Below are 22,425 nucleotides of genomic sequence, written 5' to 3'. Positions count from 1 at the left end.
GGCAAAAGCCTCGCCGCGCCCTTTCCTCTACCGTGAATGCCCCGAAATCCGGCGCATCCGCAGGGCCCCCGCAGCCACTACCAGCAGCGCCGCCAAAGCCAGCGCCAACAGCGGTCCCAGCGCCACCGACCCCGTCCCGGCGCGCGGTGAATAGCGCGGGATCGCGGCGAAGTCGGCGCGGGTAAAGTATTTATCTTCAAAGAGATAGGGGTAGTAGAACGTCCGCAGATCCGTGTGGTAATCGGCGATGCTGTCCTGGTAGGCGAGCTGTCCGGCAATGTCGGTATCGGCCATCCGGTGGACCAGATTCATCGTCCCCACACCCGGCAGAACAAAGCCCAGCACCCGCGTCAATTCCTCGCGCCGCGCCAGGCTCGCGCGATATTCCGCCACATCCCCGGCCACCGAAGCATCCCCGGCCTGGTGCATCGCATAATACCATTTCCAGTGGAAGCGGCCCTCAAATTCTTGTTTTCCTTGCCATTCCGGGTGGTCAGCAAAAAAGCGCTCGAAGGTCTCTTCCTTGGGAATATCCCATCCGCGGTGCACATTCTCGCGCTGCGCCAGCGTCAGGTCGATGCCCTTGGCCACCGGCACCTGCCGCGCAATCGCCGCATTGGCGAGGGCGGGAAGCACCAGCGTCAGCACGATCCAGCAGCCGATCATGCCCGCCGCCGCCGTGGTCGACGACCGCATCGTCCCGCCCACCAGCATGGCGAGGCCGAACCAGAAAGCGCAGTAAAGCGCCGCTCCGGCGAGCATGACCGCCACTCCGGCAGCCGGCGCGGCCATGATGATCCCGCCCACGACCAGCGGCAGGCCGACGGCGGCCATGACGGCGCCGTAGCGCAGCGCGATCCGCCGCAGCCACAGCCCTTCACCCGCCAGCGAGAGCAGCAGGCGAAGCCGCCCTGTCTCGCGCTCTCCGGTCACCAGGTCATGGCCAAGCGCAATCACCACCAGCGGGAGGAGATAGATCAGGACGAAGGCCCAATCGAACACGCCAGGCAGCGCCAGTTCGGGATTATATGTTTCGGAATCATAGAGTTGCCCCTGCAATCCCAGCGCCCGCACCCGCAGGACGAAGGGCTGCAGATCGCGCTGCCCGATCGCCGCAAAGGCCAGCGCGGGCGGAGGGTCCTGCGTCAGCATGAAGGCATAATAGGCATTATAGCCCGCATCGCCTTCGGGCCCCGCGTTCGCATCTTCCACCGATGCAAGGTCGCGAGCCTGCTCGCGTTCGACCCGCTCTATGGTAGCGCGCTGGTTCTCGATCTTGGCAATACCCACCCAGACCGCCGCGCAGGACAGTACCAGCAGCAGAACGAGGGCAAGAAGGTTGCGGCCCGACCGCAGCAGCAGGCGAGCCTCGGCACGAAGAGCGTTCATTGTCCCATCCTCCCGATACGGCGCGCGGCAAACGGGGCAGCCACAGCAATGACGGCAAGCCATCCCAAGAGCACGGCGAAGGGCCAGACAAGCCGGTCCGATCGATCAAGCCGGTCACTGGATTGATAGCTGAACCGCGGGATTTCTTTCCAGTTTTCCGCCGAAATACGCGGATCATCGCCCTCGACCTCCGGAAGGAGATCGGCCTGCATGCGGTTCAATTGCTGGACGAAATCATACCGGAAGGCTTCGGCCTGGTCGAGGAAATCGAGATGGGCCGTCGGATCGCTGCCGGCCAGCGCCATCGACAGCTGGCGAATGGCGATAAGCGGGCTGAGCACCGAGAAGCGATGCACAAAGGCGTTCTGCTCCGTCTCCAGCGCCGCCTGCCGCTGGGCGGAATCGGCATGGATTGCTGTGGTCAATTTCTCGCCCTCGATACTGACGAGGCCAGTGTAATCCACTGGCAAATCTTCCACCGTATCGACGCCATATTGCGCCAGCACCTTGTCGCGGAAGTCGTTGAAATACGGGTCTTCAGGGTCGTGGCTGTCGCCGATCTCGAGCAGGTCGCGGTGAAGCGCGATCTCGCTTTCGATCTTGGTTGCCAGTTCGGTCTGCGCCGAAGCGGCCTGGGGCAGTGCGCGCGGCAGGAGGATGACAATCACCATCCAGAGCCCTATCAGCACGGCCAGCGCATCGCGCGGCTTTTGTGCCAGAGCGGAGACGAGGACGCTCAGAAAAGCCCACAGCAGCAGCCAAGCACTATAGGCCGCGATCATCAGGGCGACCGTTCCCCAACCTGTCGAACCGGTGGCTGCGAAAACCACCAGCACTGTGAAGGCGGGCAGACCGATCAGGAGCGCCAGAACGCCCTGACCCAGAAATTTGCCGAACAGGAGGCTTTTTCCGCTGATCCCCTGGGCTAGCATCAGACGTAGGGTCGACCTTTCCTTCTCTCTCGCGACGCTGGCGAAGCCCAGGAAGATGAGCAGTAAGGGCGCCAGCGTCTGCAGGACGAAGGCTGGTGTCAGCTGGCCGAAGCGCAGAAGCAGCGAGGATTGCCTGGCCTCTGCGAAATTCGCGCTGTTCTGCCGGTGCCCTTCCAGGAAGATCGTGTTGCCGGTGAAGCTGTCCACCCCGGCATCGAAGAAGGCCAGCGGCGCCACCGGGCGGAAGACGAACTGGCCGTAATGGACCATCCGATGCGGGTGGCGATCGGGCTGTGCATCGAAATCATGATCTGTGCTGGCCTGATAGCGTTCCCGATCCGCTTCAATGGCGCTGCGCCGTTCGAGGCTGGTGAAGCTCGCCACGAGGACGAGCAGAACCAGCAGTGCAGTGGCAAGAAGGCCTGCGCGGTTGCGCGCCAACAGACGCCATTCCTCGCGCGCGATCAATGTTGCCGCACTCATGCCGCGCGTTCCGCATGCGTATAGCGATCGTGCAGCGCATTGAGATCGAACCTCGAGCCGCTGGCTTGCGCTTCCCTCTCTTCCTCGATGCGCCCGGCGATGAGGAAGCCGATGCGGTCGGCTATGTCGACTGCGCTGACGAGATCGTGCGTTACCATGAGAACCGCCACGCGCCGCTTGCGCGCGCTGTCGAGCAGGCGATTGAATTCCAGCACGGCCCGAGGGTCGAGGCCCGAGGTCGGTTCGTCGAGCAGGAGCACGGGGACATCGCGCGCCAGAGCCAACGCAATCGCGACCTTTTGCCGCATGCCTTTGGAAAAGCCGGAAAGGCGTTTGTCCCAGGCGGAGGACGCCAGGCCCACGTCGGTGAGGGCAGCTTCAATGGCGTCGCTGCCCCGCCTGCTATCCGAGAGGGCTAGAAAATAGCTGATGTTTTCCCGCGCCGTCAGGTGCTCGTAAAGCGAGACGTTCTCCGGGACATAGGCCATCTGCGCGCGTGCGGCGCGCGGGTCGGCGACCGGATCGATGCCGCAAACCTGCACCGTTCCGCTCTCGGGGGAAATGAAGCCGAGCAAGGCGGCGAGAGTGGTCGATTTTCCGGCACCATTGCCGCCCATCAGGGCGTAGATTTCGCCCGGCTGCAAAATCAGATCGAGGCCTCGCAAGACGGGGTCCGCGCCGTAGCGGTGATGCAGTTGCGCGATTTCGACGGCCGGCTGGATGTGTGGCTCGGTCATCATCAGAACCCCGCCCGGAAGCCGATGGTCGCGGTGCGCGGTGCGCCTGGCTGGACCCAAAGCTGGGAATAGCTGTTGGCGTACCAGGCCGCGTCGAACAGGTTCGATACGGTGCCGAAGAGCGACACATTGTCGACCACTTCGATTTCGCCGAAGGCCCTGACAAGAGTGTGGTCGGGCAGATAGAATTCCGTTCCCGTCGCTCCCAGACGCTCGCCGACATATTGCACGCCGCCGCCCAGCTTGGCTTGGCGCCCGGCCACCGAGAAGGTCTTCGATAGCTGCGCGTTGAAAGTGTGATCCGGAATATTGATCAGCGGATCGCCCGGCTTGATCTCGAAGGAGAAATTGGGATCCAGCACGCTGCTGCGCGATTCCGCATCGACATAGGCATAGCTGAGCAGGAGATCGACTTTCCCGGGCAGTTTGCCATTCATGTCGACTTCGACGCCGCGACTGCGCGCCTTGCCGATCGCGACCGAAAAGCCGGGATTGTTGATATCACTGGCAAGGACATTGTCCTTTTCCAGCTGATACACCGTGAAGGTGCCGGTCAGTGCGCCCTGAAGAAGGCTCACTTTCGCACCAGTCTCCATGGATTTGCTGATCTCCGGCTCGAAAATCACGCCGTTGACGTCGGTCCCGATATTGGCGCGGAAGCCTTCGCTATAGGCAGCGTAGAGCGTGAGCGCTGCGGCTACTTCATACACAATCCCGAATTGCGGGCTGATCCGGTCATCCTTGCGTTCGCTGTTGACGTCGGTGATGTAATTCTCGGTCCGCAAGGTGAAATCGTCGTACCGGGCACCCAGCCTCACCTGAAGGCGATCGGTCAGTTCGATCTGGTCCTGGACGAAGATGCCGCTGGAGGTCTGGCGATCCAGGCGATCGTTGTTGGGACGCGGGATGGGTGGATCGAAGCGCCCGTAAACAGGATCGAGAATATCGATCACATAGGCTGCCTCTTCGCTCGGGTTCGTCGACAGAGCCGGTGGGCGGGTGCGGCCGAATTGCTGATAATTGTCGAAGCTGTCGTGATCGGCGCCCAGCAGCACGCGGTGGCGCAGGCCCCCGGTCATGAACTCGCCAGTCAGTTCCCCGCGGACGACCGTCTGCTCGGAATCATAGAGGCGCGACCGGCGCTCGCGGGCGAGGGAGCGGCCATCCCGGAAGAGAGACTGGCGCGATCCGCTCAGGTCAGCATCCGATGATAGCCCGGTCAGCAGGGTGTCGCGAATGCTTGCGCCCAGCAGTACGCTCCAGCGATCGTCGAGATCGTGCTGGATGCGCAGCGAATGGCCTTCGGCGCGGGCAATGTGATCGCCGTCACCCGGTGCCCCGAGATAACGCGAGCGGGGTACGGTCTTGAAGTTCCCGTCGAGCACCACGATCCCGCGATCGAATGGCGTCTCCACCCGCGTTTTTTCAAGATCGTAGGTAATCCGCGTGTTGGCGCCCAGGGCCAGGCCAATCGAAGGCAGGAAGCCCCAGCGGAATTCGTCCACCGTATCGCGGAACGTGTCGCCCCCTTCGATATATCCGACCAGGCGCGCGCTGAGGCCATCGGTCACCGCAAGGTTGATATCGGCTTCCGATCTTGCCTTGTCGAAGCTGCCGATCTGCGATCCGAATGTGCCGAAGGTCTGACCGATCTGCGCCTGCTTCGTGACGATATTCACCGTGCCGCCGGGTTCTCCGCGACCGAGCAAGGCTGCGGCCGGTCCCTTGAGGACTTCGATCCGCTCGATACCGGCAGTATCACGCTCACCGCCGAAGCCGCGACCGCCGTTGAAGCCGTTCACGAGATAGCCGGTCGGCAGGTTCTCGTCGCCGGCGAAACCGCGAATGGCGAAGGCATCCCACAGGCCGCCCAGCGTGTTCTGGCGCGCGACGGACGCGTTGAGGTCGAGCGCGTCGTTCAGCCGGATCAGATTGTTGTCTTCCAAGGTTTCTGCATCGATCACGTCGATCGATTGAGGGATCTCGGAAATCGCGAAATTGCCGCGATAGGCCTGGCGCACACCGGAGACGATGATGGTTCCACGGGCGCTGGCGGCGTCGGACGCCTGATCGAGATCGTCGCCCGACTGGGCCAGCGCCTGGGCAGGCAGAAGGACGAGGCTGGCGGTGGCGAGGGCTGTCGAGACGGAGAGACGGGCAATCATGGGGAGGACTCGCAATGGATAAAGAGATTTGCTCATGAGATTTTATCTCATCGGCTGGCGCCCATAGCTGCCGCTGCGCTCAGGTCAATGTTATGTTATACCTTCAATGTGGAAGCGTCACCTGTCGGACACACTTGTGAATAAAGGCGATATGGTCGCGGGGGATGCTCGTCTTGTTCACCGCCCGTCTTGGCTCGGTTGTTTCCCGAATGGCTTGCGCTAAAGGTGCCGCGCATGAAGAAAGAAGACTTGCAGAGCCTCCTCGACGACAAGACCAAGCCGATCGGTTCTTTGGGCCGTCTGGAAAAACTGGCGGTGCAGGCGGCCTCGGTACTTGGCCATCGGAATTCGCCTGACATGGGTGCGACGCTGACTATTTTTGCGGGCGATCACGGTATTGCCACGAATAGTGTGTCTGCTTTTCCGCAAGAAGTAACGGGGCAGATGGTCGCGAATTTCCTTGCCGGCGGAGCGGCTGCGAATGTGATTGCCGCCACGTTGAATGTTCCGGTCACGGTGGTCGATTGCGGTATCGCGGCGGTTCCCGCACCACATCCTGCCCTGGTCGACCTACGGCTGGGTTCAGGCACGGCGGACAGCGCTGCCGGTCCTGCCATGACAGCCCAAACGGCGGAACGCGCGATCGAACAGGGCCGCCGGTTCGCCGCGGGTCTTTCGGGCAAGATGGCCTGTTTCGGTGAGATGGGCATAGCCAACACCTCGGCGGCGACACTGGTCGTTCACAAGCTCAGCGGGATGGAAATCGGCGAACTCGTCGGCCGCGGAACCGGGCTTGGCGACGAGGCCCTATCGCATAAGCGCAAAGTGCTTGAGCGAGCGGCCGCACGGACGGGTAAGCTGGCGCCGATGGAAGTGTTGGCGCAAGTCGGCGGCTTCGAGATCGGTACGATGGCCGGCGCCATGATTGGCGTGTCGGAAGCGGGCATGCTGGTGGTTGTCGATGGCTTCATCGCCACCTCCGCTGCGGCTCTCGCGCGGGCTATCGAACCGGCCAGCGCCGATGCTTTCGTCTATGCGCACCGCTCGGCAGAACAGGGCCACCGTGTCCTGCTCGAATGGTTGGATGCCGATCCGCTACTCGATTTCGACATGCGGTTGGGTGAAGGCACGGGGGCGCTGCTGGCAGTTCCCATGATCCGCGCGGCTCTTTCGCTTTTCTCGATGGCAAGCTTTTCGCAGGCCGGGGTTTCCGGTGCCGGGGGTGCAGCGTCATGACAAATCCGCTGGCTGCCTTTCTGGCGGCCTGGATGTTCCTGACCCGCATCCCGGTAGGAACCAAGGCGCTGTCGGACGCGGATTTCGAAGCCGCACCGGCATTCTATCCGCTTGTCGGCATGCTTCTCGGCATGATCGGCGCCCTCGCATTTCTGCCAGGGTGGATGATCGGCGGCGGTTTTATCGCTGCCATTTTCGCCTGCGCCGCAACCTTGCTCGCCACGGGCGCTTTTCACGAGGACGGGCTGGCCGACCTTTTCGACGGACTGGGCGCGTCCACGCCGGAGCGGATGATGGAGATCATGCGCGACAGCCGACTCGGCACTTTCGGCGCGGCGGCCCTGTTCGTGGCGCTCGGCCTGAAGGTCGCAGCGCTTGCCGCCATGCCGCCTGTGCTCGCGCTAGCCGCGCTCCCCGTCGCCCACGGGCTCTCGCGCCTGTCGGCTGTCGTAGTGATAGCCACCAGTACTTATGCCCGACCTGAAGGCATAGCCAAGCCGGTGGCCGCAGGCGTGGCCCGCAGCGCCTTGATCGTCGCGGCGCTTTCCGGCGTAGCGGCATTGGCAGCCTTCGGAATCTTCACAGGCATGGGCGGCACGGTTTGCGCGCTCGCTGGCCTATGCATGGGCCACCTTGCGACGCGGTTGCTGTTCGAACGCAAGTTAGGTGGCTACACCGGCGACTGTCTCGGCGCGGTCCAGCAGCTTTCCGAAATCGGGTTTTACCTCGGCCTGCTCGCATGGCTCTGATCCTTTTGCGGCATGGCGAGCCGAAGATTGCGTCCGGCGTGTGCTATGGCCAGTCGGATATCGACGCCCGTCTCCCCGATCATGCAGAACTGTTGGATGTCCTTTCCCGCATCGATCGGCCGGTCAGCAGATTGCACAGCAGCCCCCTGCGCCGCTGCATGAACCTTTCCCAGAACCTCGCCCAATTGCTGGATTTGCAAGTCCAGACCGACCCGCGGCTATCCGAAATCCACTTCGGGAATTGGGAAATGCAGCCATGGAACGACATTCCCCGCGACGAGATCGATCTATGGGCCAGCGATGTCGAGAATGCGCGGCCGCATGGCGGGGAAAGTGTCGCCCAACTGATGGTGCGCGCGTGTTCCTATCTGACTGACGTAGCCGGCGAGCCGGGCGACGTTCTGGCAGTCAGCCGCCTCGGAGTGGCGCGTGTGATTTCAGCCATCCTTGGATATCCCGACCCTTTCGAGCTGAAGCTTGGCTTCGGCGATTTTCTTACCTTCGAAACGGACCACATTGTATGACCGCAACCGAGCAGGACGACCACAAGGCGCAGATGAAAAAGCTGCAGGCCGAACAGGCGCAGCGACGGCGCGAATTGAAGGACCCCGAACGCGGGCTGGTGCTGGTTCACACGGGCGACGGCAAGGGCAAGTCGAGCTCGGCATTCGGCGTCATTGCCCGCGCCTTGGGGTGGGGGCAGAAAGTGGCTGTCGTCCAGTTTATCAAAGGCAAGTGGAAGACCGGTGAAAAGCAATTCTTCGGGCGCTTTCCCGATCTGGTCGACTGGCATGTCATGGGCGACGGATTTACATGGGACACGCAGGATCGTGAGCGTGACATCGAGGCTGCGGAAAAGGCTCTCGCCAAGGCAGGTGAAGTGATTGCCAGCCAGGATTATGCGCTGGTCGTACTCGATGAGATCAACATCGCGCTGCGCTACGACTATCTCGGCTCGAACGCTGTCATCAACGTGCTGGAGCAGCGCGGCAAGACCCGTGTCATCCTTACGGGGCGCGATGCGAAGCCCGACCTGATCGAATACGCCGACACGGTCAGCGAGATGCGCGAAATTAAACATGCCTTCCATAACGGGATAAGGGCCCAGCAAGGGCTGGACTTCTGATCCGGGCAGGATTGACACCGGCTTTCCCTGCGCCCATTGGCGCCGGCAGACGGTGCCTCAGGTGTGAAAACGCCTGTCGCTAAGAGGGAAGTCGGTGAGTCTGTCAGGACAAATCCGGCGCTGTGCCCGCAACTGTAAGCCGGGAGCCCCGGACCACTATGCCACTGGCGATGCCTCACAGGTCTCGCCGGGAAGGCGGTTCGAAGGCCTTGATCGGTAAGCCAGGAGACCTGCCGTCGCGTCGTTCGTCCGGGGCCGGGTCCAGCCCAATGGGACAGGAAAGTTTTTTCCGAAGTAACGGCAGCCAGGCCGGTTTCCGGTGCCGCAAACCCTGCGCGGGCGTGCGGCGGGCCATCTGTCGATTTCCATGCGGGCGCCGGAGCCACCGCGTGGCGTGACTTTGGATTTATAATGAAAACTGTATTCTATACTACTGCCGCGGTGGCTGCTTTGGCAGTCTGCCCGACCGCGGCTCAGGCCCAGTCGGCCGATCTTCCCGAAGATGGCGATATGACTTCGGAGTTGATCGTCGTCACCGCCAATCGAACCGAGCGGGCCATAAGCCAGGTAGGCGAGTCGGTCACGGTTATCGCTGAAGACGAAATCATAAGCCGGCAGGCGACCGATGCGCTGGACCTGCTGCGGACCGTGCCAGGCATCACCTTCACCCGCAATGGCGGCATCGGAACCAACGCGAACCTGTCCATTCGCGGTGCCGATAGCGACCAGACCGTGGTCCTGATCGACGGGGTCAAGCTCAACGATCCTTCGTCTACAGGCGGCGGGTTTAATTTCGGAACCCTTCTGACCGGCAATATCGCTCGTGTCGAAGTGGTGCGCGGGTCGCAGAGCGTCCTTTATGGAAGCCAGGCGATCGGTGGCGTTGTGAATCTCATCACCCGCGAGCCGAGCGAGGATCTTGGCGTTTTCTTGAGCGCGGAATACGGCGAGCGTGACAGCGCAGAGCTGGTCGGTAATCTTTCCCGCAGCTTTGGACCTGTAGCCGCCAGCGTAGGGGCAACCTATTTTCGCACCGACGGTATTTCTGCCTTCAGCGAGGCTCGCGGCGGAGAAGAGAGAGACGGGTTCGAAAGCCTCGGCGTCAACGGCAAGTTGGATGTCGCGCTTGCGGACAACATTTCGATCGACCTGCGCGCATTCTATGCCGACGGAGAGACGGACATCGACGGCTTTGGCGCAAACGGATTCGGCGACACTGCCGAAGTTTCCTACCGCGACGATCTGGTCGGTTATGCTGGTTTGAACGCCGATTTCCTGGATGGGCGGCTGCGTAACCGGATCGGTTTTGCCTATACCAATATCGATCGCCGGAACTTCGATTTCGGCAGCGATAGCGAGACCTTTGATGCCCATGGGGAAAACCGCCGATACGAATATCAGGGCGGTTTCGATGCTGCCGAATTCGCGGAACTGGTATTCGGCGCCGAGCGTGAGGAATCCGAATTTCGCAGTTCGAGCTACGGCGCCACGCCCGACGAGGCAGAGGTTTGGATCAACAGCGTTTATGGCCAGCTCAATCTGGCTCCTTTCGCCGGGCTCTCGCTGACCGGCGGCGTGCGTTATGACGACCACGAAACCTACGGCGATGAAACAATTTTCTCGGCCAGCGGAGCTTACTCGCCCAATAATGGGGCCACGGTAGTGCGCGCAAGCTACGGTGAAGGGTTCAAGGCTCCGTCGCTCTATCAGCTTTACAGCGTTTACGGCACCGCCGGGCTTCGCCCCGAGGAGTCCGAGAGCTGGGATGCCGGCATTACACACCGCTTTCTGGATGGACGCGCACAGGCTGGAGTGACGTATTTCGAGCGCGATACTAAAAATCTCATCGGCTTCGTTTCGACCGATACCGATCCATACGGTTATTACGACAACACCGAAGTCGCTTCGGCGCATGGTTGGGAATTCGGCGTTGCCCTGCGCCCAGTCGACGGTTTCAACGTCGCCCTTAATTACACGACGACTGATGCGATCGACGAGAGCATCGGTAATTTTCTGCCCCGCAGAGCGAAGGATAAGGCCAGCCTGGTCGTCGACTATCGCCTCGAAAGCGGGATTGGTCTGGGGGCCACAATCCTGGTTGTTGGCGACAGTTTCGACAATGCCGGCAATAGCCGCGAGCTTGACGGCTATGTCGTGACCGATCTTCGGACAAGCTACGGTATAACCGACAATCTCGAGATATTCGGGCGCGTCGAGAACCTGTTCAATGCCAAATACGAGACCGTTTATCGGTATGGTCAACCCGGCCGTGCTGCATTTGGCGGCGTGCGATACCGCCTCTGATGGTTTTTCGGGCGATCCTCGCGGCGGCAGCAAGCCTTTCGCTCCTGGCCTGTGTGCAGGCTGCGGAGCGAAAGGCCGACGCGCCGCGGCGGATCGTCAGCCTCGATTACTGTGCGGACCAGTATGTGCTGAAGTTCGCGGATCGTGAGGACATCCTTGCGCTCTCCCCCGATGCGGAGAAACGGTATTCCTATATGCGCGCCGAGGCCGCAGGCATCCCGACCGTCCGTCCGCGAACGGCGGATGTGCTGGTGCTTCAGCCCGATCTCGTAGTGCGTACATACGGAGGGGGCCACGACATTGCCAATTTTATGGAAAAACCGGGTGTTCCGGTCCTGCAAATCGGTTTTCCGCAAACACTTGCGGAGGTGCGCGAAGAAGTGCTGCGAGCGGGAATAGCGCTGGGAAAGCCTGAGAAGGCGCGGGAACTGGTCGCCGATATGGATAGACGGCTTGAAACGCTCGCTAGGCGCGGAATGCCGCGCAAGACCGTCCTGTACATGACCCCGGCGGGAGTGACGACGGGTGAAGGTACGCTGGTACATGAACTCTTCGAAGCCGCGGGAATAGAGAATTTCCAGACGCAACCGGGCTGGAACCCGCTTCCGCTTGAACGCCTTGCTTATGAAAGACCGGACATGGTGGCCGCATCCTTCTTCGAAAGCGAGACCAACCACGTCGACAATTGGAGCGCTGCGCGCCATCCGGTTGCCCGCGCGCAATTACGCGAGCTACCTGTCGTGCCGCTCGAAGGTGCTTGGACAGCGTGTGGCGGGTGGTTTGTCCTAGATGCGGTTGAAGCACTGGCCAACGCGGCGGAGAAGGCCTCGTGACGCGGGTGCTAGCAACGCTCGCAGTGGGACTTTTGCTGGCCCTCTTGCTTTCGGTGACACTGGGATCGGTATCTCTTCCGATAGACCGCTTGCTTGCGGCGCTGGCGTTTCAAGGCAGCGAGGGGGATGAGCTGGTGGTCTGGCAGATCCGCTTGCCCCGCGCGTTGGCAGCGGCAATGGTCGGCGCCGCGCTGGGGATGAGCGGAGCAGCGCTGCAGGGCCTTCTTCGCAACCCGCTTGCCGAGCCTGGCATTCTCGGCGTTTCGGCCACCGCCGCCCTGTTCGCCACCTTCGTCCTCTATTTCGGCTTCGCAACCGCGGGGCCGCTTGTCCTGCCGCTGGCGGCTGTGGCGGGTGCATTGCTGGCGACGCTGGTGGTAGCGCTGGCGGCGATCCGGACACGCTCGGTGGTGACCTTGATCCTGATCGGGGTAGGTCTGTCGAGCTTTTCCGCAGCTATCATGGCTTTGCTGATGAACCTCGCGCCCAATCCCTTCAGCCTGGCCGACATGGTCAACTGGATGCTGGGGACGGTTGACAATCGCAGCTTTGCGGATCTCAGTTTCGCCGCTCCTTTCATGATTGCCGGGGCCTTGATCCTGCTCATGTCGCGGCGAGGCCTGTCGGCTCTTTCACTCGGCGATGAAGCGGCCGAGGGGCTTGGCCTCGACCTGCGCCGCCAGCGTCTGGCCGTCATCATCGGCGCCGGGCTCGCAACTGGCGCGGCGGTGTCTCTGGCCGGAGCGATCGGCTTTGTGGGCATCGTCGCGCCGCATTTGGTGCGCCCGTTCCTGCGTTACGATCCCGCGCAACTATTGGTGCCTTCGGCGCTGCTGGGCGGGTTGATCCTCGTGCTGGCCGATATCGGCGTGCGCATATTACCCACCGATAGCGAGCTTAAACTGGGAGTAGTCGCATCGCTGCTGGGCGCACCGATCTTCATCTGGATCGCATCGCGCAGGAGGCTCGCATGATGCTGCTCGAAGCTCGCGACCTGAACCACGCGATCGAAGGTAAGGCTCTCGTGAGCGATGCCGGCTTCACGATCGGGTCAGGCACGTTGACGGCGCTGATCGGTCCCAACGGATCGGGCAAGACGTCGCTGTTGCGCCTAGCTCTCGGCATTGTTCCCGGCGACACCGGAGAGGTGAGGATCGGCGGCATGCCCAGTGGCGAATTGTCGCCTATCGAGCGCGCCCGCCGTGTTGCCTATTTGCCGCAGACCCGGCCCCTGGTATGGCCGCAGCCGGTTGAGGACATCGTTGCGCTGGGACGATTTGCCTATGGCGCAGCGCTTGGCCGCCTTTCGCCCGAAGACAAAGCCGCTGTGACACGCGCCATCGCTGCCTGCCAGCTCGAGGGTTTTGAAAATCGGGCTGCCGATACGCTATCCGGGGGCGAGCTTGCGCGGGTCCATCTGGCACGGGCACTCGCGGCGGAAACCGCTCTGGTGGTTGCCGATGAGCCGGTCGCAGCGCTCGATCCGAGGCACCAGCATCAGACCATGCGCCTGTTTGCCGACATGGCGCGCGATGGGCGCGGCGTGCTGACCGTGATCCACGACCTCGATCTTGCGGTTCGCTATGCGGACCGGCTGCTGTGGATGCATGACGGCAGGATCGTTGCGGATGGTCCGCCGGAGGCAACCTGCACCCCGGACCGGCTTCGTTCGGTGTTCGGCATCGCCGCACATGTCAGGCGCGAAGGTCGGGCTTTGCGCCTAGACATCCAAGGACCGGCCTGATCCGGTATGGGGGCACGGGCGATCATGCTGCAGGGCACGGGCTCGGATGTCGGCAAGTCGCTGCTGGTGGCCGCCCTTTGCCGCATCGCATATCGCCGAGGCATAAAAGTCGCGCCCTTCAAGCCTCAGAACATGTCGAACAATGCAGCTGCGTGCGCGGGCGGAGGGGAGATCGGGCGGGCCCAGGCTTTGCAGGCCCGAGCAGCGGGGCTCGAGCCTACGACCGACATGAACCCGGTCCTGCTCAAACCTGAAGGCGATCGCCGCGCGCAAATAGTGGTCGATGGGAAAGCTCTGCGCAGCGCAGAGGCGGCACATTATATGGCTGAGCGGGGACGGCTGCTCGCTCCTGTGCTGTCCGCGTTCGGCCGCCTGCGCGGTGCTCATGATCTGATCATCGTCGAAGGTGCGGGCAGCCCTGCCGAAGTCAATCTGCGCCGCGGCGATATTGCCAATATGGGCTTCGCACGGGCGGCGGATGTCCCGGTGGTTCTGGTCGGCGACATCGACCGGGGCGGGGTGATCGCATCCATCGTCGGGACCAAGGCAGTGATGGATGCGGAGGATTCAGCGATGGTGGCGGGGTTCGCCATCAATCGCTTCCGCGGCGATCTATCGCTGTTCGACGACGGTTTGCACTTTATCGAGGAGCGTACTGGATGGCGGTCCTTCGGCGTCGTGCCCTGGCTGGCCTGCGCGGCGCGACTCCCGGCAGAAGACGCAGTCGTGCTTGATCGGTCAATTCCTGCTGGCCGAGGCAATATCATTGCGGTTCCGATGCTGTCGCGGATCAGCAATTTCGACGATCTGGACCCCTTGCTTGCTGAACCCGATGTGGATCTGCGTTTTATCCCGCCCGGGCAACCGATCCCGCGCGAAGCCGACGCGATCATTCTTGCAGGAACCAAATCGACGCTGGCCGACCTTGCCATGCTGCGTGCGGAGGGATGGGATCATGACATCCTGTCCGCCTTTCGCGGGGGTGCGCATGTGGTCGGCCTGTGCGGCGGTTTCCAACTGCTCGGCTGCCGGGTCGAGGACCCCGAGGGGCGCGACGGTCCTGCAGGTGCGGCTGCCGCTCTCGGACTTTTCGACATGAGCACCCGCATGACTGGAGACAAAACCGTGCGGCCCACGGGTGGGACGGCGCTGGCTCGCGGGATCGCCGTAAGTGGTTATGAGATACATTCCGGCCAATCTACCGGTCCGGCTCTCGAAACCCCGTTCTGTCGTTTGGAAGATGGCACGCATGACGGTGCTGTGAAGAACGGAGGTCGCCTGATCGGCACCTATCTGCACGGACTTTTCAGCAGCGACGAATTCCGCGGGTATTGGCTCGAAGGGCTACGCAGTGGTCGGGAAAGTGTGCTCGACTATGAAGAGGGCATTGAAAACGCGCTGGACCAATTGGCAGACGGCGTAGAGGCGGCGCTCGATGTCGATGCGCTGTTCGGGCTTGCGCGATGAATGTCTTGTGGTTGATGCTCGGCGGGTTGGTTCTGGAAGCGATCTTCGGCTGGCCGGATGCTCTGGATAAACGCATCGGACATCCCGTCCGCTGGTTCGGCTGGCTGGTTGGCCGCACGGAAAGGTTCTCGAACCGCGAAAGCTTTGGCCGCACGGCGCGCATCTTCCTTGGAGGTATAACGACCGTTGTCCTCGTTGTGATTGTCTCCTGCGCAGGAATCGCTTTCCAAGCTGTTTTGCCCCAGGGATGGGCGGGATATCTGTTGCAGTCCGTGATCGCCGCCAGCCTGATTGCGACCCGATCTCTGCATGACCACGTGGCGGCGGTTGCGTCTGCATTTTCTGAGAATGGCTTGCCCGCTGCTCGCGAGGCACTGAGCATGATAGTGGGCCGCGAAACGCGATCGCTGGACGAACATGGCATCGCGAGAGCGGCGATCGAAAGCCTGGCGGAAAACACCTCCGATGGCATTATCGCGCCTGTGTTCTGGGGCGCACTTTTCGGCCTGCCCGGGCTGTTCGCTTATAAGGCGATCAACACGCTCGATTCCATGATCGGACATCGCAGTCCGCGATTTGAGGCCTACGGAAAGGTCGCGGCGCGACTGGACGACCTGGCCAACCTGGTGCCTGCGCGGCTGACCGGTTTGCTGTTCGGTCTCGTCAGTTGCTCTCACAGATCTATCGAGGTGATGCTTCGCGATGCGTCCCGTCATCGCTCTCCCAATGCAGGTTGGCCGGAAGCAGCGATGGCTGGGGCATTGGGGACACGGCTTTCCGGGCCGCGGCGCTACGGCGACAGTATCGCAAACGAGCCCTGGCTGAATGCAGAAGGGCGCGATCCGTCTATGGCCGACTTGGCTCAGGCCCTTGCCGTCTACCGCTATGCAATCGCGGTGACGGTGCTTTGCTTGCTGGCGCTGGGGTGGGTTACCTCCCGATGACGCGATCCGACTATATAAACGGGCACGGCGGACAGATCGATGCCATGGCACGAGCATTCCCAGATGCGCCAAAGCCTTGGCTTGATCTTTCGACTGGGATCAACCCTTGGCCATATCCCGTGCCAGCCTTGGCGCCGGAAGCTTGGGCACGCTTGCCGGGTGAACAGGCGCGCGTGGATTGCGAAGTTGCGATGGCGGATGCGTTTGGCTGCAAGCCGGGCGTTTGCCGTGCTTTTGCAGGCACAGATATGGTGATCTGCCAATTACCGAACGTTCTTCATTCACGCCACATAGCCCTGCGATCTCCGAGTTATGCTGACCACGCGACGACATGGGATGCTGCAGGTGCCGAAGTACGGGAAGTCGAGCGGCCGCTGGAACTGGTCGACGAGGTTGATACCGTGGTGGTGGTCAACCCCAACAACCCCGACGGATATCGGTGGACTATAGCAGAACTCGAGGAGGTCCGGGGGCGACTTGCCCAGCGCGGCGGGTGGCTGATTGTTGATGAGGCGTACGCGGATCTCGACCCTTCCGCCAGCATGGCGCCTTTCGCAGGAAGCGAGGGGCTGATCATCCTGCGGTCGTTCGGGAAGTTTTTCGGGCTCGCAGGCACGCGCCTTGGGGCTGTGCTTGCCCCGCCTCATATCCTTGCATTGCTTGCTGAGCGATTTGGCGTCTGGGATGTTTCCGGTCCTGCCTTGGCGCTTGGTGCAAAAGCGTATGCCGATAAAGCTTGGCACGAAGCCACCCGCAGCCGTTTGGCAGAAGCGGCCACCCGCTTACGGGTGGTGCTGGTAAATGCGGGGCTTCAAGATGTCGGAGGCACCGATCTTTTTCGATATGTAAAAACCGGAGATGCGCAAGCTGTCTGGCGCACACTTGCCCACCAAGGCATCGCCATTCGTGGTTTCGAGGACCAGGGCAAGGCGCTACGCATCGGCCTGCCGCCCGATGCGCAGGCATTGTCCCGACTGGCTAGGGCTTTGGCTGCTTCAGGGTGAGCGGAATTCCTGCGACGACCAGTTCTACGCGGTCACAGATTTCAGCAAGTCGCTGGTTCAATCGTCCCTGTTCATCCCTGAATCGCCGGCCAAGCGCATGCTCGGGGACGACGCCTGACCCGACTTCATTGCTGACCAGAATGAGCCTGGCTTCGGCTTGGCCTAGAGCGTCTATCAACGCCGTCATTGCCGCGTCCGTGCCGCGGTCTGCCAGCATGATGTTCGAGAGCCAGATGGTGCAGCAGTCGATGACTAGAGTGCCCTGCGATTGCTTGGCGAACGCCTCGGGCAAATTGAGCGGCGCTTCGATAGTTGTCCAACGCGCATCCCTCTCAGCCTGATGCAGCGAGATGCGTTCCTCCATCTCCGCGTCATAGGCTTGCGCCGTCGCAACGAAGATGTGGGGACCAGGCATCTCTTCCGCGAGAGCCAGCGCTCTGCGACTTTTTCCAGACCGGGCGCCACCGAGAAGCAGAGTAAGCTGGCCCATGTTTTGTGGTCTCTTCCCGGTTCAGGTGATTTGATGTCAGAGGGCAACAGCTCAAGCCGTTATCCGCGTCAAGCTGGCACTGATCCGGTTTCAACCTTTCACTTAAAGTACTGGCAAACAAAAAGGCGAGGCGTCCGACGCCCCGCCTTCGTTTTAGATCAAACTGTGGTCGATCTTATTTTTCTGCGAGCTGGTAGGTCCCATCAACGCGCGTAAGCGAGCCTAGTGAGCCCTCTTTCAATGCCTCCGGAAGCAAGCTTTCCGGAAGGTCCTGGTAACACACGGGGCGCAGGAAACGATCGATAGCCAGCGTGCCCACCGATGTGCTGCGTCCATCGGAAGTCGCCGGGAACGGCCCACCATGGACCATGGCATGGGTAACATCGACACCGGTCGGCCAAGCGTTCGCAAGGATACGCCCTGCGCGCTGCTCCAGCACTGGCAGCAGCTTTGCCGCTTCCTGATGATCGGTCTCGTTCAGGTGCAGGGTAGCCGTGAGCTGCCCTTCGAGGCTTTCGAGAATTTCTGCGACTTCGGAAAGATCTCTGCAGCGGACAATGATCGAGCTTGGCCCGAAGACTTCTTCCTCGAACCCGTTATCCTTGCGGAAAGCGGAAGCCGACACGGTATACACCTCGGCTCGGCCGCAGGCACTCGACCCTTCCTGGCCTACGCCAACGGGTTCGGCACCGTCGAGCGAGCCAAGGGTAGAGATACCTTTACGGTAAGCATCGCTGATGCCCTTGGTCAGCATGGTCTGCGCGGCAACCGAAGGAAGCGCTTCGCGTGCCTTGGCAATGAATCGGTCGGTCGCCTCTCCCTCAACCGTCAGCACGATGCCGGGGTTGGTGCAGAACTGACCTGCACCCATCGACAGCGACCCGACATAGGCTTCCGCCAGAGCCTCGGGGGCTTCTGCAAGCCGGTTCGGCATGAGTACGACTGGATTGATGCTACTCATCTCGGCAAAGACCGGAATTGGCACTTCGCGATTTGCCGAATGTTCCATTAACGCGAGACCGCCCGAGCGCGAGCCGGTAAAGCCGACTGCCGCAATTCGCGCATCCTTGACGAGCGCTTCTCCGAGTTCGAAATCGGTGCCCGACAGCAGCGAGAAGACGCCTTCGGGAAGGCCGCTTTCCTTCACGGCTTCCGCGATCGCTCCACCGACGAGTTCCGAGGTGCCCGGATGCGCAGGATGGCCCTTGACCACGACGCAGCAGCCGGCGGCGAATGCCGAGGCGGTGTCGCCTCCGGCAACCGAGAAGGCGAGGGGGAAATTGCTCGCGCCGAAGACGGCGACCGGTCCCAGCGGAATCTTGCGCATGCGCAAGTCGGGTTTGGGCGGCGTGCGGTCCGGGTTGGCATGATCGATCCGCAAACCTTGCCACGCACCGTTTTCCACTTCGTCGGCGAACAGGCGAAGCTGGCCGACAGTACGGCCGCGTTCACCGTTCAAACGGGCTTCGGGAAGGCCGCTTTCGGCCATTGCGCGCTGGGTGAGTGTGTCTCCGAGCGCATCGATCTTGTCCGCGGCGAGACGCAGGAATGCGGCGCGTTTGCCCAGTGCGAGGCTCCCGAACACTTTCTGAGCTTCTGCGGCTGCGGCACAAGCATCGGCAACATCGGATTTCGAAGCTTCGGCAAAATGTGGTTCGAGCTTGTCCCCGCTCGCGGCATCGACTGCTGTAAAACTGCGGTCACCGCCCCGCCATTCGCCTGCGATGTGATTTTTGCCTGTTAGCATGGGCATTCTCTCCTGGATTCAAAATCTGAGTGGATGAAAAGGCGACTTGCAAAGCCGCTATTTTCCGTCAAAGGTAGCGCTAACATATACACACAATTGTGCAACAGCACAGCAAGGGAGGGAATTTTGGAGAGAGTGCAGACAGGCGCCAATATGGCGCTGATTTCCGCAATTGTGGCGGTCGCTACCTTGGGCGGGTTTTTGTTCGGCTTCGACAGCGGGGTCATCAATGGAACTGTCGATGGCTTGCGGATTGCATTCGATTCGGATGACGTGGGTACGGGCTTCAATGTCGCGTCGATGCTGCTTGGCTGTGCGGTTGGTGCCTTCGTCGCCGGTAGACTTTCGGACATTCTCGGGCGCAAGCGCACCCTGTTGATCGCGGCGGCATTCTTTATCATCAGCGCCTATGGGTCTGGTATTGCTGGATCGTCGGGCGAATTCGTCGTCTACCGTATAATCGGAGGCCTCGCAGTGGGAGCGGCCAGCGTCTTGGCACCGGCCTATATCAGCGAAGTGACGCCGGCGGCCATGCGTGGTAGGCTTTCGAGCTTGCAACAGGTTATGATCATCGTCGGTCTGACCGCCGCGTTTCTTTCCAACTATCTTCTGGCTGAATTTGCGGGCTCGTCGACCGACCAGTTCTGGCTCGGTTTCGAAGCCTGGCGGTGGATGTTCTGGATGGAGCTTATTCCGGCGACGATTTTCCTTCTGGCGCTGTTCTTCATACCTGAAAGCCCTCGTTATCTGGTGACCAAGGGCGATCGCGACAAGGCTCACTCGGTATTGTATCGCCTGTTCGGCGACGCTACGGCCAACCGCAAGGTGGGCGAAATCGAGACCTCGGTGTCGAATGACCATGCGCCTCGTCTCTCGGATCTTCTCGACAAGAATACGGGAAAGATTCGCCGCATTGTGTGGGTAGGGATCGGACTCGCCGTGTTCCAGCAACTGGTCGGCATCAATGTGGTTTTCTATTACGGTGCTGTCCTGTGGCAGGCCGTCGGCTTCAGCGAATCCGATGCGCTGAAGATCAACATTCTAAGTGGCGCGATTTCGATCGCCTCTGTGCTGCTCGCCATCGCTCTGATCGACCGCCTCGGCCGCAAGCCTCTGCTTCTGATCGGTTCGATCGGCATGGCAGTCACTCTTGCGATCATGGCGCTCGCTTTCATGAGCGGGTCACTTGTGGATGGAAAGCTGCAGCTTTCCGACGGAGCAGGTCTCGCGGCACTCATCTCCGCGAACATCTATGTCGCATTCTTCAACTTCAGCTGGGGCCCCGTAATGTGGGTTATGCTGGGCGAGATGTTCCCTAATCAGATCCGTGGATCGGGACTCGCAGTGAGCGGCTTTGCCCAATGGGTGGCCAATTTCGGCATCACGATGACCTTTCCGATCATGCTGGCGAGCGTCGGACTGACCGGAGCTTATGGCTTCTATGCCATCAGCGCTGCCCTCTCGGTCATTTTCGTCTGGATGATGGTTCGCGAAACCAAAGGTCTCGAACTGGAGCAGATGGAAGGGTAATTGCTTTGCATCCTGGCAAGAAGGATCATCAAGATCGGCGCACAGGGTGTGAACCTGCTGAATGAAGTAACAAAGACTACCCAAGCTAATACGGGCGATCCAGCTGATCTGGCACCATATTCCTATTTCATTAACGATCGACGGTTCTCGTTCATCATTCGCGGCAATTTCTAGCTGCGAGGGAAATGCGGAAAAAGCCGCGTCATCCGAGAGAATGGCGCGGCTTTTTCACTCCTACATGTATGAAGCCAAATGTTAGGTAGTTTAGCCCATTGTTTCCCGTGAAGTAGTTGGGAGACTCCCGCCGTTTTCGGCGCGCAGCTTCATCTGAGGCTCGGAGGCGGCCCTAAAAGTCGAGCTGTTCGGCTATCGCGGTTCGCAGCGGCTTCACCTCATAATCCGAGCTATAGGGCGTACCGCGTACCTGCAGGCCATCGGGTCTTTCTGCGGGCTCGAAATACTGTAGCCAGTTGAACGTATCGGTCATCCCCCAGGCGAGGATGTCATCGAGATGGTCGCCATACTCCAGCATGAGATCGAAATAGCGCCGCGAGAATTCGGCCACCTTCTGGTCGCGTTCCCGGACATTGGCGGGCAGGGCGCGGTCCTTGACGTCGAATTCGGTGATGAGCAGTCGCAGGCCCATTCCAGTCACCTCGTCCAGGAAACGCCGCCATTCGCGTTCCAGATATGGGCCCACACCGGTCGCGGGATCAATGGCGAAAATCTCAATATGCGACTGGATGCCGAGAGCATCGACCGGCGTGCCGCGCTTCACCATGCCTTCGAGGAGACGCAGCACATCGTCGCAGTGTTTGCGATGGTCAGGTTCCCAGCTCATGTAGTCGTTATAGACCAGCTGAGCGTCCGGCAGTTCTTCACGCGCGGTGTGGAAGGCCAGATCGATGACTGCTTCGGGACTTCCCATGGCGCGGCTGAGACTGGTCTCGATAGGGGCATTGCGATCGTGATCGATCGCTTCGTTGACCACATCGTAGCTCTGTATCTGCCCGCGATAGCGGCGGGTGACGGCGCGGATGTGATCCGTGAGCAACTTTTCCGCCTCGGCCACCGGATTGGCACCGAAATCATAGGTGTTAAGCCAGTCTGGAAACCACTGCGGCCGATGCCACAGCAGGGTATGGCCGCGAAGCGCCATATCGTTCTGCTTCGCCCATGCAGTGATGGAATCCATTCGGGAGAAATCGAAAGCGTCGGGACCGGGCCGGATAGTCTGCCACTTCATCTCATTCTCTGGCACGACAATCCCGCATTCGGCCTTGATAAGCTTCATGTAGCGCGCGTTCTGGATCGATCCCTGATCTGTGCGTCCGGGCGTCGATGCGACCGCGCTGCCGAACCGGCGCCCGTTCTTGCGCGCAAGCTGGTCGAGGCTTGGTTTCGGATATGGCGACCCGTTTGCCGAACCGGCGCCCGGCTCGAGGACCGAACGCCCCGCATAGCTGGAAGCGCATCCGGCCAAGGGGATGGCCGCAAGACCGGTAAGCGCATCGCGGCGGGTAAGGCGCAGGTCCCGAGGCATTG

The 22,425-nt window shown here is 61.3% G+C and carries 19 protein-coding genes and 1 riboswitch; of the genes, 12 read left to right on the top strand and 7 right to left on the bottom strand.

Translation table 11 applies throughout. The features are described from left to right. Positions 1-27 precede the first annotated feature (27 nt). From K3175_RS04805 to K3175_RS04790, 4 genes are read right to left on the bottom strand one after another with little or no spacing between them, the layout of a single operon-like run. Positions 28-1,389, bottom strand: coding sequence for an ABC transporter permease (locus tag K3175_RS04805; protein ID WP_221542192.1), 1,362 nt, complete (start codon positions 1,387-1,389; stop codon positions 28-30). Beyond that, positions 1,386-2,804 carry an ABC transporter permease gene (locus K3175_RS04800; RefSeq protein ID WP_221542191.1) on the bottom strand — a complete coding sequence of 473 codons (1,419 nt, stop codon included), beginning with the start codon at positions 2,802-2,804 and terminating at the stop codon, positions 1,386-1,388. Before K3175_RS04800 ends, K3175_RS04805 begins: the two co-directional genes overlap by 4 nt. Beyond that, positions 2,801-3,541: an ABC transporter ATP-binding protein gene (locus tag K3175_RS04795; protein ID WP_221542360.1), complete on the bottom strand. Its 741-nt coding sequence runs from the start codon at positions 3,539-3,541 to the stop codon at positions 2,801-2,803. The genes K3175_RS04800 and K3175_RS04795 overlap by 4 nt, the downstream gene beginning before the upstream one ends. 2 nt (positions 3,542-3,543) lie before the next feature. After that, entirely contained in the window at positions 3,544-5,706 is a 2,163-nt protein-coding gene (locus tag K3175_RS04790) for a TonB-dependent siderophore receptor (protein ID WP_221542190.1), read from the bottom strand. 234 nt (positions 5,707-5,940) lie between these two features. On the opposite strand from K3175_RS04790, the gene cobT reads away from it, so the two are divergent. From cobT to cobD, 11 genes are all read left to right on the top strand, one after another. Beyond that, positions 5,941-6,942 (top strand): nicotinate-nucleotide--dimethylbenzimidazole phosphoribosyltransferase, encoded by a 1,002-nt coding sequence (gene cobT, locus K3175_RS04785; RefSeq protein WP_221542189.1) that lies wholly within the window; start codon positions 5,941-5,943, stop codon positions 6,940-6,942. Then, entirely contained in the window at positions 6,939-7,691 is a 753-nt protein-coding gene (locus K3175_RS04780; RefSeq protein WP_221542188.1) for an adenosylcobinamide-GDP ribazoletransferase, read from the top strand. Before cobT ends, K3175_RS04780 begins: the two co-directional genes overlap by 4 nt. Beyond that, a complete protein-coding gene (locus K3175_RS04775; RefSeq protein ID WP_221542187.1) occupies positions 7,682-8,215 on the top strand; it encodes a histidine phosphatase family protein in 534 nt (177 codons plus the stop codon). Before K3175_RS04780 ends, K3175_RS04775 begins: the two co-directional genes overlap by 10 nt. Further along, on the top strand, positions 8,212-8,817 hold the full coding sequence (gene cobO / locus K3175_RS04770; protein ID WP_221542186.1) for a cob(I)yrinic acid a,c-diamide adenosyltransferase: 606 nt from the start codon (positions 8,212-8,214) through the stop codon (positions 8,815-8,817). Before K3175_RS04775 ends, cobO begins: the two co-directional genes overlap by 4 nt. A gap of 33 nt (positions 8,818-8,850) precedes the next feature. Continuing rightward, a riboswitch (cobalamin riboswitch) is annotated at positions 8,851-9,069 on the top strand. Between the two features lie 159 nt (positions 9,070-9,228). Beyond that, complete coding sequence (locus tag K3175_RS04765; protein WP_221542185.1) at positions 9,229-11,121, top strand: TonB-dependent receptor plug domain-containing protein; 1,893 nt, start codon at positions 9,229-9,231, stop codon at positions 11,119-11,121. Beyond that, positions 11,121-11,954, top strand: a complete 834-nt coding sequence (locus tag K3175_RS04760) for an ABC transporter substrate-binding protein (RefSeq protein ID WP_221542184.1) — start codon at positions 11,121-11,123, stop codon at positions 11,952-11,954. Before K3175_RS04765 ends, K3175_RS04760 begins: the two co-directional genes overlap by 1 nt. Next, positions 11,951-12,928 carry a FecCD family ABC transporter permease gene (locus K3175_RS04755; RefSeq protein ID WP_221542183.1) on the top strand — a complete coding sequence of 326 codons (978 nt, stop codon included), beginning with the start codon at positions 11,951-11,953 and terminating at the stop codon, positions 12,926-12,928. The genes K3175_RS04760 and K3175_RS04755 overlap by 4 nt, the downstream gene beginning before the upstream one ends. Then, positions 12,925-13,698, top strand: a complete 774-nt coding sequence (locus K3175_RS04750; protein ID WP_221542182.1) for an ABC transporter ATP-binding protein — start codon at positions 12,925-12,927, stop codon at positions 13,696-13,698. The genes K3175_RS04755 and K3175_RS04750 overlap by 4 nt, the downstream gene beginning before the upstream one ends. A gap of 6 nt (positions 13,699-13,704) precedes the next feature. Further along, positions 13,705-15,165 carry a cobyric acid synthase gene (locus K3175_RS04745; RefSeq protein WP_221542181.1) on the top strand — a complete coding sequence of 487 codons (1,461 nt, stop codon included), beginning with the start codon at positions 13,705-13,707 and terminating at the stop codon, positions 15,163-15,165. After that, positions 15,162-16,109, top strand: coding sequence for an adenosylcobinamide-phosphate synthase CbiB (gene cbiB, locus K3175_RS04740; protein WP_221542180.1), 948 nt, complete (start codon positions 15,162-15,164; stop codon positions 16,107-16,109). The genes K3175_RS04745 and cbiB overlap by 4 nt, the downstream gene beginning before the upstream one ends. Beyond that, positions 16,106-17,113 (top strand): threonine-phosphate decarboxylase CobD, encoded by a 1,008-nt coding sequence (gene cobD / locus K3175_RS04735; protein ID WP_221542179.1) that lies wholly within the window; start codon positions 16,106-16,108, stop codon positions 17,111-17,113. The genes cbiB and cobD overlap by 4 nt, the downstream gene beginning before the upstream one ends. On the opposite strand, the gene cobU is transcribed toward cobD, so the two are convergent. Together cobU and K3175_RS04725 are read right to left on the bottom strand one after the other, a co-directional pair. Then, positions 17,088-17,603, bottom strand: a complete 516-nt coding sequence (cobU, locus tag K3175_RS04730; RefSeq protein ID WP_221542178.1) for a bifunctional adenosylcobinamide kinase/adenosylcobinamide-phosphate guanylyltransferase — start codon at positions 17,601-17,603, stop codon at positions 17,088-17,090. The genes cobD and cobU overlap by 26 nt on opposite strands. A 175-nt stretch (positions 17,604-17,778) precedes the next feature. Continuing rightward, positions 17,779-19,350, bottom strand: a complete 1,572-nt coding sequence (locus K3175_RS04725; RefSeq protein ID WP_221542359.1) for an aldehyde dehydrogenase (NADP(+)) — start codon at positions 19,348-19,350, stop codon at positions 17,779-17,781. Between the two features lie 126 nt (positions 19,351-19,476). Between K3175_RS04725 and K3175_RS04720 the strand changes: the two genes are divergently transcribed. Next, on the top strand, positions 19,477-20,880 hold the full coding sequence (locus K3175_RS04720) for a sugar porter family MFS transporter (RefSeq protein WP_282098239.1): 1,404 nt from the start codon (positions 19,477-19,479) through the stop codon (positions 20,878-20,880). Between the two features lie 346 nt (positions 20,881-21,226). On the opposite strand, the gene K3175_RS04715 is transcribed toward K3175_RS04720, so the two are convergent. Next, positions 21,227-22,423 (bottom strand): endo-1,4-beta-xylanase, encoded by a 1,197-nt coding sequence (locus K3175_RS04715; RefSeq protein ID WP_221542176.1) that lies wholly within the window; start codon positions 22,421-22,423, stop codon positions 21,227-21,229. Positions 22,424-22,425: the final 2 nt, after the last annotated feature.

The organism is Qipengyuania aestuarii (assembly GCF_019711535.1).
GTDB lineage: Bacteria > Pseudomonadota > Alphaproteobacteria > Sphingomonadales > Sphingomonadaceae > Qipengyuania > Qipengyuania aestuarii.
Note: the sequence above shows the minus strand (reverse complement) of the source record. Positions and strands in the feature narration are given on the sequence as shown.